The organism is Lacrimispora amygdalina, from assembly GCF_003432035.1.
GTDB classification, from domain to species: Bacteria; Bacillota; Clostridia; order Lachnospirales; family Lachnospiraceae; genus Lacrimispora; species Lacrimispora amygdalina.
The window spans coordinates 30,078-44,763 of record NZ_QOHO01000095.1; the positions used below are offsets into that span (position 1 = coordinate 30,078).

Genomic DNA, 14,686 nt, shown 5'->3' on the forward strand with positions numbered 1-14,686 from the left:
AAAATGCCTTGATTTTTTTTATTCTCTGTGATAAAATAACACTCGCTTGTTAATAAAGCATGGGTGGATTCCCGAGTGGCCAAAGGGGGCAGACTGTAAATCTGTTATCGACGATTTCGAAGGTTCGAATCCTTCTCCACCCACTTCAGTAGCGGAAGTGATATAAGAAAAAATCGGTGTGTTCACTGGAACACACCGATTTTTTCTTTATTTTTGTTTTTTGCCCATTCCTAACCAGATACTATGAACGTTTACTCTGCCTGAAGCGCTGCCATGGTAAAGTAATTATATGGTTTATTAAAATGCGGAAGGAAAAAGATATCTGTCAGTTTTAAACGGTCAATCGTCACCTGCTCCTGAATGGCAAGAGAGAACATGTGAATTGCCATTGAGATATCGTATTCGGAACACATCTGGGCGCCTAAGATGATTCGCGTCTTTTTATCATATACAATCCGGATCTTGACATCATAATTGTCATGTTGTATAAATGCCGGCTTCTGAGTATCCTCATAATCGGCAGCAGCTGCATCATAGCCAAGTTTTTTTGCTTTTTCCAGAGTAATACCGGTAGATACCATCTTAAGATTCCAGATGCAGATACCATTGGATCCCTGAACACCGATGGATTCAAGAGGAGTGCCGCAGGCATTATGAGCAGCTACAATTCCGGAACGGACCGCATTGGTGGCCAGAGCGATATAATTGGTGTCCTGAATGGAATTATCGAATACAGTGGCGCAGTCTCCGATGGCATAAACATCAGGTATGCTTGTCTCCTGATGCCTGTTAACCAGATAGGCTCCGTTCTTAAACAGCTTAAGAGTATCTTTGCCCAGCTGGCTGTTAGGCTTAAAACCAATCCCAAGAACTACCATGTCTGCCGCATATTCATTCTTATCAGTTATGACTTTTTCCACTTTTCCGCTTCCCTTAAGGCTGGTTACCATTTCTTCATAGGCCAGCTTAATTCCATGGCTCTCTAAATTTTTGGACATAATATCTGTAAATTCACGGTCATAATAGCCGGAAAGGCAGGTGCTCATATTGTCGATCAGGGTGACCTTCTTGCCGATCCGGATAAATGCCTCTGCCAGTTCCACACCGATGTATCCCGCACCAACTACCACAACATTTCGGATCATGGATTCATGAAGCTTATCTATGACTTCCTTTGCATTCTGGTATAATTTAACAAATTGAACATTGGCAAGATCTGTGCCTTCAATGTTAGGTGAAATGGGAAGAGATCCGGACGCAATAATCAGCTTGTCATAAGGCTGCTGATAGCTCTGTCCGTCTTTTCCTGTGGCGAATACCAGCTTTTTCTCAAAATCAACATGATATACGATGGTCTCTAAATAAACCTTTGCCCCTTTTTGCTCAAAGATCTCTTTGCTGCAGTAAAACAGTCCGTCGGGTGATGTGATCTGGTTGCCGATCCATAAAGCCATACCGCACCCTAAAAAACTGATGTTATTATTGGAATCAAATATAATTACCTCTTTATCTTTATAATTGTCTAAGATTGTGTTAATTGCAGCAGTGCCTGCATGATTTGCTCCGATTACTACGATACGTTCCATAAAATACCCTCCTTCAGTGGTTTTTTTTTATTATAACATATCGTTAAAATAAAAACAATTACTATTATTGATAATAATAATTTATTTTTTTCAACGTAAAATTCAGTTGAAAATGGTTGACAAGAAAGGTGACTTTTTGTATAATCGATATGTTGTTCAGTGCTAAGGCATTGGCGGCATTTGTTGCCGGCGTGGCGGAACTGGCAGACGCACAGGACTTAAAATCCTGCGGGACTTACCTCCCGTACCGGTTCGATTCCGGTCGCCGGCATATGAAAAAGGCTGTTGTACTTTTGGGTACAGCAGCTTTTTTTATGAAAAATTCACTTGACAATGATTTTATATAAAACTATTATATAACTATGAGAGAACAAGATATTATTTCGGTATTGTCAAAAATCAGGACACAAGCTAATAAATTTATTATTAAAAAAATGGAAGATTACGGAATATATGAACTGGCACCTTCTCATGGAGATATCATTTTCACATTGCTCAAGATGGAAAGGATTACGATGAAGGATCTGGCAGATTCGATTAAAAAAGACAAATCCACAGTGACCGTACTTGTGGAGAAGCTGGTCCGGCTTGGGTATATTAAAAAAGAACGGGATACTGCAGACAACAGGATCACCTACCTTTCCCTTACACAAAAGGGAGCGGATTTAAAACCCATGTTTGAGGATATTTCAAAGAATTTGTTTGATACTGTCTATCAGAATATCCCAAAAGAGGATCGGGAAGCCTTAATGCAGACTCTGGATAAAATAAACCAGAATTTTAATAATATTTAAAAATATTTAAAAAGAATATGGTTTTAGCAGGATTATTTACGAAGAATCATATTTTACATCATAATAGTTTTATATAAAACTAATTAAAAAGGAGAAAAAATCATGGGAAAAATTTATAGGGAAACAGCCGGTTTAAGCAAAGTGGATTTATTTTACTACGATACGAAGGGAGAAAAACCAGTGATGATCTGTCTTCATGGAATGTATGGCAGAGCGGAAACGTGGAGTGATTTTTTCAGTCATTACGCAGATAAATACAGAGTGATTGCACCGGATTTAAGAGGACATGGACGAAGCAGTAAACCAGATGGGTATTACACGTATGAGGAGATGGGAGAAGATGTGGTGGAACTGATGGACAGGCTTGGAATAAAACAGGCAATTCTTGTTGGACATTCCATGGGGGGAGGGATAGTGGGTTATATTGCTTCTAAATATCCTGATAAAATCCGGGCAGCAGCCATTCTCGACAAAACAGCAAAAGGACCAAAAAGACATATCCCGGTTCTGTCAAGTCAGGTAAAAGAATACGATGCCTTTACAAAAGAATGGAATGAGGTTTTTGACACGAGAAGAGAAGCTTTGGAGTGTATAAAGAGGGCATCGGGCTCTGAACTGGAAACTGAGTATTTCGTCAACAGTTTATATGAAGATGAATCCGGATACCGCTTTTTATTTTCAAAGCAGGCATTAGGGGCATACAGGGCAAATGAATATGATTGGCTGGATCTGCTTCCTCAAATATCCTGCAAAACTCTTCTTATAAAGTCGGCAGGAGAAGAATCGGTAACAAAGCAGGATTTACTGGATATGGAAGCATGCTTAAAGGATGCAACTGTTTATACCATGAGCAATACAAATCACAATGTTCATTTGGCAGAGAAAGAAGAATTTTATCGGATATTTGACCAGTTTTTAAATACATTGATATCAGGCAATGATTTTTGATTTCATTTGCAGAAATTTATTACGTGCCGCCAGGCAGAGTAAGAATAACACGGCACCCCCCGCCGGTAAGGTTGGAAAAAGAAGCTGTGCCGCCGTGAACACTCATGATCTGCCGGACAATGGTGAGTCCAAGCCCGTGATTATCAAGCTCCATTGGCTCCAATGGCTGGTTAAGCCGTTTCAGTATCTCTGCGGGAAAACCGGTCCCATTATCTGTAACAGACAGTAGAGTGGTTCCGGAATTTCCGGACAGCTGGATTTTAATATCACAGCCGTCTGGGTTATGCCCCATGCTGTTTAATATTAAATTAGTAATGGCCCGTCTGATCAGCTGGCTGTCGCCGGTTAAGATCATGTTCTGTGCATCCTCGTCTATGGAAATATTTAAAGTATATTTTTCTGAAATGCTGCTGTTTAAAAGATCAGCTGCAATACTGCGGATTAAGGGAGCGGGGTTAAATTCTTCTCTTCGTATGGGCTGCATGTCATATTCAAGTTTGGAAGCCAGGTTTAAATCATTGATTAATGCTTTGATTTTCTGACACTGGCTGCGGATAATGACAGCAAGTTCCTGCTGCTCTCTGGTAAGGGTTTTGTCTTCCTCCATCTGACCGGCATATCCCATTATTACGGAGAGCGGTGTGCGAATGTCGTGGGAAATTCCCGCAATCCAGGTTGTGCGTGCATTATCCCGTTTATTTAAAGCAGCCTCCTGGCGGATCAGCTGGGACGAAGCATGGTTGATTCCGGAAGCCAGATCTCCCAGAATACCCTGAGCCGGCATTGATACCGGTTTCATCTGTGCTAAATTTTCAATCCCGATGGTCAGTTTTTTTAAGGAGACAAACAGCCGGAGACCAGAGAGCAGGGCAAGTATTACAGCAGTGACAAGATTTAAAATTACAAACATGGGTATCCAGAACCGGGAGTTGTCCATTGTTTTCATGGGAAACTCTATACCAATCTTCCACATGCTGTTTTTCGGATTTCCAACTACAAAAAGTCCGTCCCTGTGCTGCCAGACCTTTACCGGATAATCCTTTAAATACCAGCGGGATAATCCTGCCACATCAGTAAGCGTATAGGACAGGGGCACATCCGATGGGAGATTTCGGCTCCATATGACAGTGCCTTTCTCGTCTATCAGCATAGCCCATAGCTGATTCTGATCCAGTTCTGCGGCAATAGAATCAGAAATTGAATATTCTCCATCAGATACATCAAGTCCTTCAGCCATCTGATTGACTGTGTAGTTTCTTCCGTATTCCCTGGCTGACTGAAACAGCCATACAGCCAGAGCGGTGAAATTAATGATAAGAAGGAGAATTGCTGCAGCTGCGGCAGAAATTACATATCTGCTTAAGATTTTCATCATGCTTTTCAAGGTAATGTCACCCCCGCCAGTTTATAGCCCAGTCCCCGGACTGTTATCAGAAATTCAGGGTCGGAAGGTTCCGGCTCTATTTTTTCCCGTAATCGCCGTATGTGGACCATCAGTGTGTTCTCGTATCCGTAGAGAGGGTCTCCCCATGCTGCGAGGCAGAGACTGTCTCCGGTTACGATCTTTTCTCTGTTATCATACAGCTTTTCAAGAAGTGCATATTCCTTGGCTGTGAGGGTAAAGGTCCCTTTATCTGATGAGATTGTGCCGCTGTTAAAATCTATCTTTGTATTTCCCAGATGAAAGACAGGTTTTTCTTTCCGGTTTAAAACTGCCGGGAAATAGGTGCGGTTTAACACGGCGTGAAGGCGCAGGCTCAGTTCTCTTGGAAGAAATGGTTTCGTAATGTAATCATCTGCACCAAGTCCCAGTCCTAAAAGGCGGTTCTCGTCTTCGTCTCTGGCAGAAAGAAATAGAACAGGAGCTGATGATAAGGAACGGAATTCCCTCATCAGGGTAAATCCGTCACCGTCAGGCAGGGAAACGTCCAGTATTACACCATCCGGTTTTTCTGATGTAAACAGTAACCGTGCCTGGCTGCAGTTTTCTGCAAAAGTGATTTTTTTAAAACCGCTTTGCTTTAATATATTGCCGACCATTCTGCGAAGCTCCGGTTCATCATCGACAAGCAGGAGTCTGCAGTCAAAAATATCATTCATGGCGTTTGGTCCTTTCCTTCTGTTTTGTTACCATTATAACCGAAATACTGAAAATTTGAACGAAAAAGTAAATGTTTAAGGTAAATGTAAGGTGGCTTACAGGCTGATGTAAGGCAGTCCTGTTAGACTGAAACCATAATAAGCAAAGGAGATTAATATTATGGCAAATTTGATTACCACCAGTGGACTTTGCAAACAATATGGAGCTTCCATGGGAGTAAAGGACTTAGACCTTGCAGTGCCGGAAGGGGTAATTTACGGATTTCTTGGCCCAAATGGCGCAGGAAAATCAACCACCATGAAGATGCTACTGGGACTTGCAAGACCCACCTGCGGGACCATTACTGTATTTGATAAACAGGTAAACAGGAAAAACCGTCTTGCTATTTTAAAGGAAACGGGTTCTCTCATTGAATCACCAAGCTTTTATGCCCATCTTACAGGGAAAGAAAATTTAAAAATAATCAGTACCTTAAAGGAACTTCCGGACAATGAAATCGACCGGGTTTTAAAGCTTGTCCGACTGGAAGACCAGAAAAATAAAAAGGCAGGTCAATATTCTCTGGGAATGAAGCAAAGGCTGGGACTTGCCGGGGCATTGCTGGGAAATCCGAGACTCCTTGTTTTAGATGAGCCGATTAATGGACTTGATCCTGCCGGAATTCAGGAAATACGGGAACTGATTTGTTCGCTGCCTCACTCATTTGGTATTACAGTCATGGTATCCAGTCACTTATTAAGTGAAATTGATCAGATGGCGGGTCACATTGGTGTCATCAGCAAAGGAGAACTGGTTTTTCAGGACAGGCTGTCTGTTCTTCATGACAGAAGTGAAAGCTGTATTGCAATACGTACTCTGAATAATCAGGCAGCACGCAGAGTGTTAAGCAGCCAGGGGGTTTCCTGCCAGGAAGAAGGGGGATGCTTACTGATCCCCAAACTTTCCGATCGCCAGCTGGCCGGGCATTTTCTGCAGTTTTTAAAAGAAGATATTGGTGTTGTCCGTATTGAGGAACGGAAAAAAACTTTGGAGGATATATTTTTGGAATTAACAGGAATGGCGGTGAATCTTTGATGAAAGCAGTTTTTCTTGAATTTTATAAAATACGAAAGAGAAAGATCTGGGTTACAATCGCAGCATTGCTTGGAGTACAGTGCCTGTGGGGAATGTGGGCATTTCGGGATATGAGTGTAAAAGAACTGTCCCAGGGTTATATGCAGTGCCTGTATCATTTTACTGTGCTCAATACCATCATGATGCCAGTGATAGCAGCAGTCACAGCCTCAAGAGTCTGTGATCTGGAACATAAAGGGCAGACCTTTAAGCTTCTTTTAACAGCCATGCCTGCAGGTGCTTTATTTGATGCAAAGTTTATCTGTGCCTCGCTGCACATGGCCGCTGCTGCGGCTGCCCAGACTATTCTTATTATTATTCTGGGAAAAGCAGCAGGCTTTACCGAGCCGTTTCCGCCTGGCCGCATTTTTGGCTATATGATCACTACAACTTCCGTCACTGTAACCATTTTGGCTTTTCAGCAGGTATTCTCTCTGTTATTTTCCAATCAGATGGTTCCTTTGGTCATTGGAATTACAGGGAGCTTCGGGGGACTTTTCAGTCTGTTTCTGCCGGCGGGCGTTCAAAAAGGAGTCTTATGGAGTTATTACGGAGTTCTGACACAGGTAGAGATGAATTGGGACAGTGAGACTAAACTTGCAGATATGCAGTATATTCTTGTTGACCGGAGCAGTTATCTGCTGCTCGCGGGAGTGTTTGCTGCCATCTATTTAACTGGACGATGGTGTTTTACAAGAAAGGAGCGGTAAGCTTATGTTATGGAACGTACTTCGGGGGGAACGGATGAAGTTGAGACACAGTCCCGTCTGGCTGGCCTTCTTCCTTCTGCCTGTACTACCTGCTTTTATGGGGACATTTAATTATCTTCAGAATACTGAAATACTGCAGGATGAATGGTACAGCCTTTGGACTCAGCACACTCTGTTTACCTGCTATTTCTTTTTGCCTGCGACGATTGGCGTATATTGTTCTTATCTTTTCCGTCTGGAGCACACCAACCATAACTGGAATTGTGTAATGACACTGCCAGTGCCTGTGCTGCATTTATATCTGTCAAAGCTCATCATGGCATCTTTCATGGTAATACTGACTCAGATCTGGATAGGTGTATTGTTTATTATTTCCGGGATATTATCGGGACTTTCCGGCCCGGTTCCTCCGGAGCTTTTAGAATGGCTGGTTTATGGAACAATGGGAGGAATTGTCATATGCGGAGTCCAGCTTTGCTTTTCCCTGATCATCCGCAGCTTTTCTGTGCCGGTAGGAATTGCAATGGCAGGTGGAGTCCTGGGAATCGGAGCACTTTCCAAAGGTCTGGGGGCGTTTTATCCGTATACGCTGATGAGCCTGGGAATGAGGGCTAACCGCCCGGGAGGTCCGATGGCGTGCAGTCTGGGACAGTTTCTGGCAGGATGTGTGTTCTATCTTGCATTTTCAACAGCAGCAGCAATTATTTGGATGAGTTATAAAGATGTTACTGCGGCATAGTCAACACGCAAACGTTCCGGAAACTGATATTGAATTGGGGTTGTCCTGGTGAAATTGTGTAAGCATTTGGTAAAAATTGTAAAATATAAGTAAATCATCTATACTTTTCAGAATATTATCCGTTATAATGATCCTGTCTCGTTCCATAATGGAATAGAGTCACACGTTTATATCGGAGGACAGCAGGAATGAAGAGACGCCAGACAGGAATAAAAAGAGAACTGATCTTGTTTACCATGGGGTGTATTATCTGTATTGTATTTATTTTATCAGCGGGTTCTGTATATCTTTCTTACGATTTAAACCGCAGAACTTTAAACAAATGTCTGAAAGAAACATCAGAACTGGTGTCGGAAAAGATTACCCAGCAGTTAAAAGAGTATTCAGTAATTGCAGAATCCATTGCACTTTATCAGATAGGAAATGCGGCACGGGAAGGGAATATCGCGTTATTTTTAAATATGTCAAGCTCCCAGTATGGTCTCAATAAGATTGACATTCTTTCAAAGGACGGAGTTTCTATCGTAAATGGAGATTCCTACAATCAGGATCCGGCTTTTTTACAGGCAAAAGAAGGAACGGCTTCATTATCGGATCCGATTGTAAAGGAAGGAAATGTATCCTATGAGTATATCTATCCCTACGGAGATATTGTGGTAGTGCTTGAGTTTCCTTACTCCGTATTTGAAGAGATTATAAAGGATACCAAGCTTGGTGATACGGGAATTACTTATATGATAAACCGGAATGGAAGGAAAATGGCTCATGAAGATTTCTCTCTTGTTTTAGCCGGTCAAAATGATATCGAGGATGCGAAGAAAGACCCGGGAGCATATGGGGAGGCAGCCAGTCTGGAGCGTTCCATGATAAACGGGGATGCCGGCTTTCGGTTTTTTCGGGTAAAAGGTGAGAAAAAGATCGGGGCATACACTCCTATAGCAGATACCAATGGCTGGTCTGTTAATGTTACTGCCATGGAGTCTGAGTTTATGTCAGGAGTAACAGTCTCCATGCTGGGATCTCTGCTTCTCGGGATTGTTTCCATGATACTTGCGGGACTGGCCATGCTTCACATTGCAAACCGTATTACAAAACCGATCGGGCAGGCGGCAGAGGCCATTGAACGGCTTTCAGGCGGAGACTTAAACCTGGAACTGTCTGTTAAGAGGAGTGACGAAATCGGTCAGATCGTGCAGAAAGTCAATGAAATGGCAGGAAAATATAAAGACATTATCTCAGATATATCCCGGTTTCTTCATGAAATATCCAGCGGGAATCTGCAGGCAGAAAGCGGCTGCCAGTATCCAGGAGAATTTAACGGAATCCGGACTTCCATGGAAGCAATCGCTTTTCGTCTCAGAGAGACACTACTGCGTATTAAGGCGTCAGCAGATGAGGTGACGGAAGGATCCGGGCAGGTATGGAATGGGGCCCAGGAACTTGCAAAACGGTCTGCTGAGCAGTCTGGAGCCATAGAAGAACTGCAAAGTGCAATGACCGGTGTATTCCAGCAGTCAGTTAAAAATGCAGAATATGTGAAGAAAGCTTCCGTTTATGTAACGGAATCAGGCAAAAAGGTAGACGAAGGAAATTTACATATGCACAGCTTAAATCAGGCGATGGAAGAGGTGGATTTAACTTCCAGAAAAATAAACGGTATTACAAAATTGATTGAAGATATCGCCTTCCAGACCAATATACTCGCTTTAAATGCTGCTGTGGAAGCGGGACGTGCAGGAGCTGCAGGAAAAGGGTTTGGAGTCGTTGCTGATGAGGTCCGTAATCTGGCTGCGAAATCTGCAGATGCGGCAAAAGAAACCAAGGGGCTTGTGGAACAGTCGGTAAATGCAGTTTCAAAAGGCAGGAGCCTGGCGGAAAATACCGATAGGATATTAAAGGAAATTGCAGGACAGGCGGGAATGACAGAAGAAGTAATCAGACAAATAGAAGTTTCATCCATGGATCAGGTGCAGGTGATGGAGCAGATCAATCAAAGCCTTTTAACGGTGTCAGAAGTAGTACAGTCAAATATGGAGACAGCAAGAGAAAGCTCCGATTCCAGTAAATGGCTGGCAGGACAGGCACAGGCACTGCAGACCGAGGTATCGCATTTTCGGGTAAATGAACAAGATAAACAGATTGGTTCAGATCAGATATAAGTCTGAATCAATCTGTTTTTCATTTGTCTTTGCTACGCCTCTGTCTTCCAGAAACCGTGAAGATTGCAGAATGCATAAGCAGCTTTGGGAGAATCTCCCTCCTCTAATGTGAAGTGAGCCACAGGTTCACAACCGGGAGTAAAATGGATTCGCATGGTACAGCCTGCTTTTGTCTCAAGCATAATCCAGTTAATGCTGTGTTCCTCTGACATAGGGTGTAGTACGCTGCCTACCCTGACGGTAACATGAAGATCATTGGTTTCCAGTACAGGGGCGTGCTTTTCTGATGCTGCATCGGAAGTGTTGGGTTCCAGGACCTCAAATGGCTTCAGGCTGTCCGGAATGGCTGCATTGGGAGTTCCAAGGATTGCTTCCAGAATGATATTTCGATTCTTGTCAGTGAAAAATAACGGTTTTTGGTTCATTGTTTCCTCCTGTCATAAATTCTTCTTTTTTGTCTCATACTAATCAAAAAGAAAAGAGGTGCAGGTATGAGCGGTGATGCAGAATTACTTAATTTCATTTATCAGAATTCCCAGATGGGAGTGGAAACATTACACCAACTTTTACCAATGACAGATAATGAGGCCTTCAAAAAGCAGCTACACGCGCAGCTGAAGGAATATACAGGAATTCATGAGGAAGCAAAGGAACTGTTAAACAAAAATGGGTGCAGGGAAAAAGAAATAGGGCAAATTCAGAAAGTGATGACCTACTTTGCCATTGATATGAAGACAATGGTTGACAAAAGTGCTTCCCATATGGCAGAAATGCTGATACTTGGCAGTGTCCGGGGAATTATTGACTGTATTAAGCGGATCAGGCAGTATGAGGGAGAAGCTGAAAACGAGATTGTGGAATTGATGAAGCGGCTATTAAAATTTGAAGAAAATAATGTGGAACGGCTGAAGGAATTTCTTTAGCCTGTGTTTAAAAATGCTGCGTTTAATAACGGAAAAATATCCGGTTCTTAAACGCAGCATTTGTTATTATTAATTTTTCTCCAGCAGAATTTTATAAGTCCGGTCTATGAGAAAGGCACCAAGGGGAGCCGTGACCAAAATGGATAATACGGCTACGGTTAAAACAATATCACCGCAGGAAAGTCCCATGGCCAGAGGAAGTCCGCCGATGGCGGCCTGTACGGTTGCTTTGGGCATATATGCGAATGCAGTAAAAATCCGTTCTTTTTTATTTAAAGGCGTTTTTAACAGGCAGAGGAATACACCAGCCATCCGGAATACAATAACACAGAAAATCAGAATCACAGCCATTAACCCGGCTTTAAGCGCGTATTGAATGTTGACTGTGGCTCCAACCAGAACAAATAGAAGAACCTCAGCTGCAACCCAGAGCTTGGAAAACTTCAGGGAAAGCCGTCTGGATAATTCATATTTTTTCTGTCTGAGAACAGCGCCCAGCGCCATAACGGCAAGAAGCCCGGAAAATCCAATGTTTCCCTTAATCTGATGTTCCGCTGTTACAAGAAGGAAAGAGATGGAAAGGATCAGTAAAACTTTTGCGCTGTCTCTTAAGTGAATACGTTTAAAGATAGAGGACAGAAGCATACCGGCAGCGGTACCGCCTGAAAGGCCAAACACAATTGAGGTGGGAATGGTAAGAAAATCTGACGGAGTGATTGCTTTCCCGCCGGCAAGACCGGTAAATGCGGTGAATAATACGATTACGTAAACGTCATCAACGGAAGCGCCTGCCATAATAATCTGAGGAATGCTTTTTTTAGTTCCGTAACCCGTTTCTATCAGTTTCAGCATTCTTGGGACAACAACAGCGGGTGAAACTGCGGCCACAACGGTTCCCATAATAGCTGCTTCAAGCCGTGTGATACCAAGAAACAGCGGAGCAAATATCATCATTGCAGCAATCTCGCAGCTTGCAGGGATAAAGCACATTAAAACAGCCGGACGGCCCACTTTTTTCAAATCCTGAATATCCAGATTTAAACCGGCTCTGGTCAGTATAATAATCAGTGCAACCTGTCGAAGCTCCGTGGAGATACCTAAGAGGGAGGGATTAAGAAGCCGGAGGGCATAAGGACCCAGTATCATTCCGGTTACTATCATTCCCAGAAGACTTGGAAGTTTCAGTTTTTCAAAAAGTGAACCCAGGGTCATCCCAATAAGAAATACAAGTGCCAGTGATAATAACATACATTTTCTCCATTCTGTACAGTCGATTAAAAAAGCTGATGCGTCTGCGAGTTTTCATCACAGAAGTCATCAGCTAATTAAGCGGTTTAAGGTCTTGCCTTGGGGAGAACTTCATTCCCTGCTTTTCGTATTATATTACAATATTATTTATTTTACAATTAATTTTTTCGCATTTTACTGGCTGCGTAACAGGCAGGGTACCATTTCTGGAACCATTTGGTAAAGCATCCGAGAAGAAATGGAAGTATCGTATTGATGATACTTAAAGGTGCTTTAAAATCTGAAATAAGAAACAGATAAGTCCACAGAGGAGTGGCCAGATATAGAATTCCCCAGCAAGCCGTCAGGATCCGGTTGGTTTTTATAAAAAGAGGATTCTTTAACGCGTTTTCTCCTCCATATCCATTCATGGAATAGTAAGCGGTCAGGGGAATTTTCAAAAATACTGTTACTGACCACATCAGCCCGAACAAGAGATAGGATACGGGCACGAGAATCAGGGGAGGAAATCCTGTTATAGCCAGTATTCCAAGAAGCGCTGCCGTAAATCCTGAGAACACGTCAAATACGGTGGGCTGATACCGGAAAAAGAAGAAAGGTATGGCTGCGCTTACTAAAACCGAAAGAATTCCACCCAAAGCAGGATGATAAATGCCTGTAAACCATAGAGGAAACCACGGGAGCAGCATAAGAGTCATGTTGCTTTCCTTTTTGGAAACAGCCTGGTGAACATCGGATTTAGATGAAGAACCCAGATAATCATCCCAGTGAATCAGCAGCTGAAAATCGCCGTCTACCTGATATAGATGTTTCATCAGCGCAGTCTGGCCGTCGATTTCTCCCTTTGCTATGCTCATCCACACAGAAAGAGGAGTTGAAATCCTGGTGGTAAAGGGCTGAAAATCCCGGGTTAAAACCTCACAGCCATCTTTTCCCATAATCAGCTGTGCCGTTTTATCTTCATCGGTATAATACATTTCCAAGACAAGATCTTTCCCATTCCAGGAATTCTTCTGGTAGAGTGCAGCCATCTGTCTGGTAAATGTAATGGCTGGGTGGGACTTCTCCTGTACCCGGGTCTGATCTGGGGGCTCAATTCCCCAACTGGCATCTGCCATACGTTCAAATACGTCTCTTGGAAAAAGAAGCTGAGAAAGCAGCTCTCTGGTTTCACCGGTTATTCTGCCATCAGCAAACTCTCTGCCTGCAGTCCGCACAGTCATTAAATACTCCTCTGTACGATTTCTCAATTCAGGAACACGAAAAAGCTCCCCCTGTCCGCAGTATATCGTTTCGTACCTGCCTTTACCAAGATGGTGGGTAAACTGTGAATCAACGGCATCATAATTGCCTTCCGCCGTATAGAAGCCGCAGGTGGAGATCAGCACATAACGCTTGTTTGTCATATCATACCGGGAAGGATGAGAGCCGTTTTGAGCTTCTCTTTCCATAAAAGGTAAAACCATGGGAAGCTGTCTGTCTATCAGCGCCTTTAAATGGGAGGGCAGTCCGAAATAATACAGCGGAAAGCTGTATATAACAACATCAGCGGATAAAATCTTTTCTATCACCATCGCCATGTCATCGGACATACAGCACCTCCCCGGGGTAGCCTTCCAGCAGCCAAAGCAGCCTATACACGGCCTGATGTCCAGTTTGGAAACGGTCAGGGTTTCTGCATGAACGGGTGATGTTTCTTTCATTCCTTCAATAAATGCTTCTGTCAGCTTCATGGAATTGCTTTTTGCGCCTTTGGGACTTCCGTTTATGATCAGGACATTCATGTCAGCTCCTCCAGTTTTTTAATAGATCTGCTGGCCCAGTCTATACACATTTCAATATAGCTATAGCCAAAATCTGCGGAAAGTTCCCAATACAGTTTTTGTTCCGGTTCCACCAGACTGCCGTACTGGCCGATGCTGTCAGGGATCTGCTTCATCTCGTTTTGATAATGGCTGCAGTCACGGATAAAGTCAGTCAGCATATCAATAGACTCTTTGGGAGGCCGGCAGCCGGAAAAGAAGACTTTCATTAGAAAAGCATTTTTATTTCCCTTGGAAAATTCGTCATTCTCCTGGGAAAGCCAGCGGAGAAATTCCTGTTTTCCTTTTGGAGTTATGGAATAAAGTTTTTTGCTGGGTTTTTCTGTCTGGATAATGATTTCACAGGTGACACATTCTTTTTTCTCCAGTTTATTAAGCTCTAAGTAGATCTGACTGGTCTGGGCGTACCAGAAAAACCGGACAGATGAACCGAAAGCCTTGGCCAGATCGTATCCGGTCATGCTTCCGTAAGATAAGAAACCAAGTATGCTGTGGCTTAAGGACATGGGCAATCTCCTTTCATATTATAAAATTATAATATT

General features: G+C 43.0%; 14 protein-coding genes, 2 tRNA genes and 1 riboswitch. Of the genes, 9 read left to right on the forward strand and 7 right to left on the reverse strand.

Translation table 11 applies throughout. The features are described 5' to 3' along the window. Positions 1-61 precede the first annotated feature (61 nt). Positions 62-143 (forward strand) — tRNA-Tyr (locus tag DS742_RS24435). A 108-nt stretch (positions 144-251) separates the two neighbouring features. Here the strand turns inward: DS742_RS24435 and nox are convergent. Next, entirely contained in the window at positions 252-1,586 is a 1,335-nt protein-coding gene (nox, locus tag DS742_RS24440) for a H2O-forming NADH oxidase (protein ID WP_117419545.1), read from the reverse strand. A 185-nt stretch (positions 1,587-1,771) separates the two neighbouring features. On the opposite strand from nox, the gene DS742_RS24445 reads away from it, so the two are divergent. From DS742_RS24445 to DS742_RS24455, 3 genes are all read left to right on the forward strand, one after another. Further along, a tRNA-Leu gene (locus tag DS742_RS24445) sits at positions 1,772-1,857 on the forward strand. A gap of 163 nt (positions 1,858-2,020) precedes the next feature. Next, positions 2,021-2,380 carry a MarR family winged helix-turn-helix transcriptional regulator gene (locus tag DS742_RS29645; protein WP_278336097.1) on the forward strand — a complete coding sequence of 120 codons (360 nt, stop codon included), beginning with the start codon at positions 2,021-2,023 and terminating at the stop codon, positions 2,378-2,380. 102 nt (positions 2,381-2,482) lie between these two features. After that, entirely contained in the window at positions 2,483-3,328 is an 846-nt protein-coding gene (locus DS742_RS24455) for an alpha/beta fold hydrolase (RefSeq protein WP_117419547.1), read from the forward strand. Positions 3,329-3,347: 19 nt separating this feature from the next. Here DS742_RS24455 and DS742_RS24460 read toward each other — a convergent pair whose 3' ends face one another. Continuing rightward, on the reverse strand, positions 3,348-4,703 hold the full coding sequence (locus tag DS742_RS24460) for a sensor histidine kinase (RefSeq protein WP_242996782.1): 1,356 nt from the start codon (positions 4,701-4,703) through the stop codon (positions 3,348-3,350). Between the two features lie 5 nt (positions 4,704-4,708). Further along, positions 4,709-5,428 carry a response regulator transcription factor gene (locus DS742_RS24465; protein ID WP_117419549.1) on the reverse strand — a complete coding sequence of 240 codons (720 nt, stop codon included), beginning with the start codon at positions 5,426-5,428 and terminating at the stop codon, positions 4,709-4,711. Positions 5,429-5,588: 160 nt separating this feature from the next. Here DS742_RS24465 and DS742_RS24470 point away from each other — a divergent pair, with 160 nt between their 5' ends. From DS742_RS24470 to DS742_RS24485, 4 genes are all read left to right on the forward strand, one after another. Beyond that, the gene (locus tag DS742_RS24470) at positions 5,589-6,503 is read left to right on the forward strand and encodes an ABC transporter ATP-binding protein (RefSeq protein ID WP_117419550.1); all 915 of its coding nucleotides are present in this window, start codon (positions 5,589-5,591) and stop codon (positions 6,501-6,503) included. Then, positions 6,503-7,252, forward strand: coding sequence for an ABC transporter permease (locus DS742_RS24475; RefSeq protein WP_117419551.1), 750 nt, complete (start codon positions 6,503-6,505; stop codon positions 7,250-7,252). The genes DS742_RS24470 and DS742_RS24475 overlap by 1 nt, the downstream gene beginning before the upstream one ends. A gap of 4 nt (positions 7,253-7,256) precedes the next feature. Then, positions 7,257-7,991 carry an ABC transporter permease gene (locus tag DS742_RS24480; protein ID WP_117419552.1) on the forward strand — a complete coding sequence of 245 codons (735 nt, stop codon included), beginning with the start codon at positions 7,257-7,259 and terminating at the stop codon, positions 7,989-7,991. 188 nt (positions 7,992-8,179) lie between these two features. Further along, positions 8,180-10,150, forward strand: a complete 1,971-nt coding sequence (locus DS742_RS24485; RefSeq protein ID WP_117419553.1) for a methyl-accepting chemotaxis protein — start codon at positions 8,180-8,182, stop codon at positions 10,148-10,150. A 32-nt stretch (positions 10,151-10,182) separates the two neighbouring features. Here DS742_RS24485 and DS742_RS24490 read toward each other — a convergent pair whose 3' ends face one another. Then, the gene (locus DS742_RS24490; RefSeq protein ID WP_117419554.1) at positions 10,183-10,575 is read right to left on the reverse strand and encodes a desulfoferrodoxin family protein; all 393 of its coding nucleotides are present in this window, start codon (positions 10,573-10,575) and stop codon (positions 10,183-10,185) included. A gap of 66 nt (positions 10,576-10,641) precedes the next feature. Between DS742_RS24490 and DS742_RS24495 the strand changes: the two genes are divergently transcribed. Continuing rightward, positions 10,642-11,073 carry a hypothetical protein gene (locus DS742_RS24495; protein WP_117419555.1) on the forward strand — a complete coding sequence of 144 codons (432 nt, stop codon included), beginning with the start codon at positions 10,642-10,644 and terminating at the stop codon, positions 11,071-11,073. A 69-nt stretch (positions 11,074-11,142) separates the two neighbouring features. On the opposite strand, the gene DS742_RS24500 is transcribed toward DS742_RS24495, so the two are convergent. The 3 genes from DS742_RS24500 to DS742_RS24510 form a co-directional block, all read right to left on the reverse strand. Then, positions 11,143-12,321, reverse strand: coding sequence for a cation:proton antiporter (locus DS742_RS24500; RefSeq protein WP_117419556.1), 1,179 nt, complete (start codon positions 12,319-12,321; stop codon positions 11,143-11,145). Between the two features lie 53 nt (positions 12,322-12,374). After that, positions 12,375-12,449, reverse strand: a riboswitch (Fluoride riboswitch). Between the two features lie 30 nt (positions 12,450-12,479). Further along, the gene (locus DS742_RS24505; protein ID WP_117419557.1) at positions 12,480-14,105 is read right to left on the reverse strand and encodes an NAD(P)H-dependent oxidoreductase; all 1,626 of its coding nucleotides are present in this window, start codon (positions 14,103-14,105) and stop codon (positions 12,480-12,482) included. After that, positions 14,102-14,650, reverse strand: a complete 549-nt coding sequence (locus DS742_RS24510; protein ID WP_117419558.1) for a PadR family transcriptional regulator — start codon at positions 14,648-14,650, stop codon at positions 14,102-14,104. Before DS742_RS24510 ends, DS742_RS24505 begins: the two co-directional genes overlap by 4 nt. Positions 14,651-14,686 lie beyond the last annotated feature (36 nt).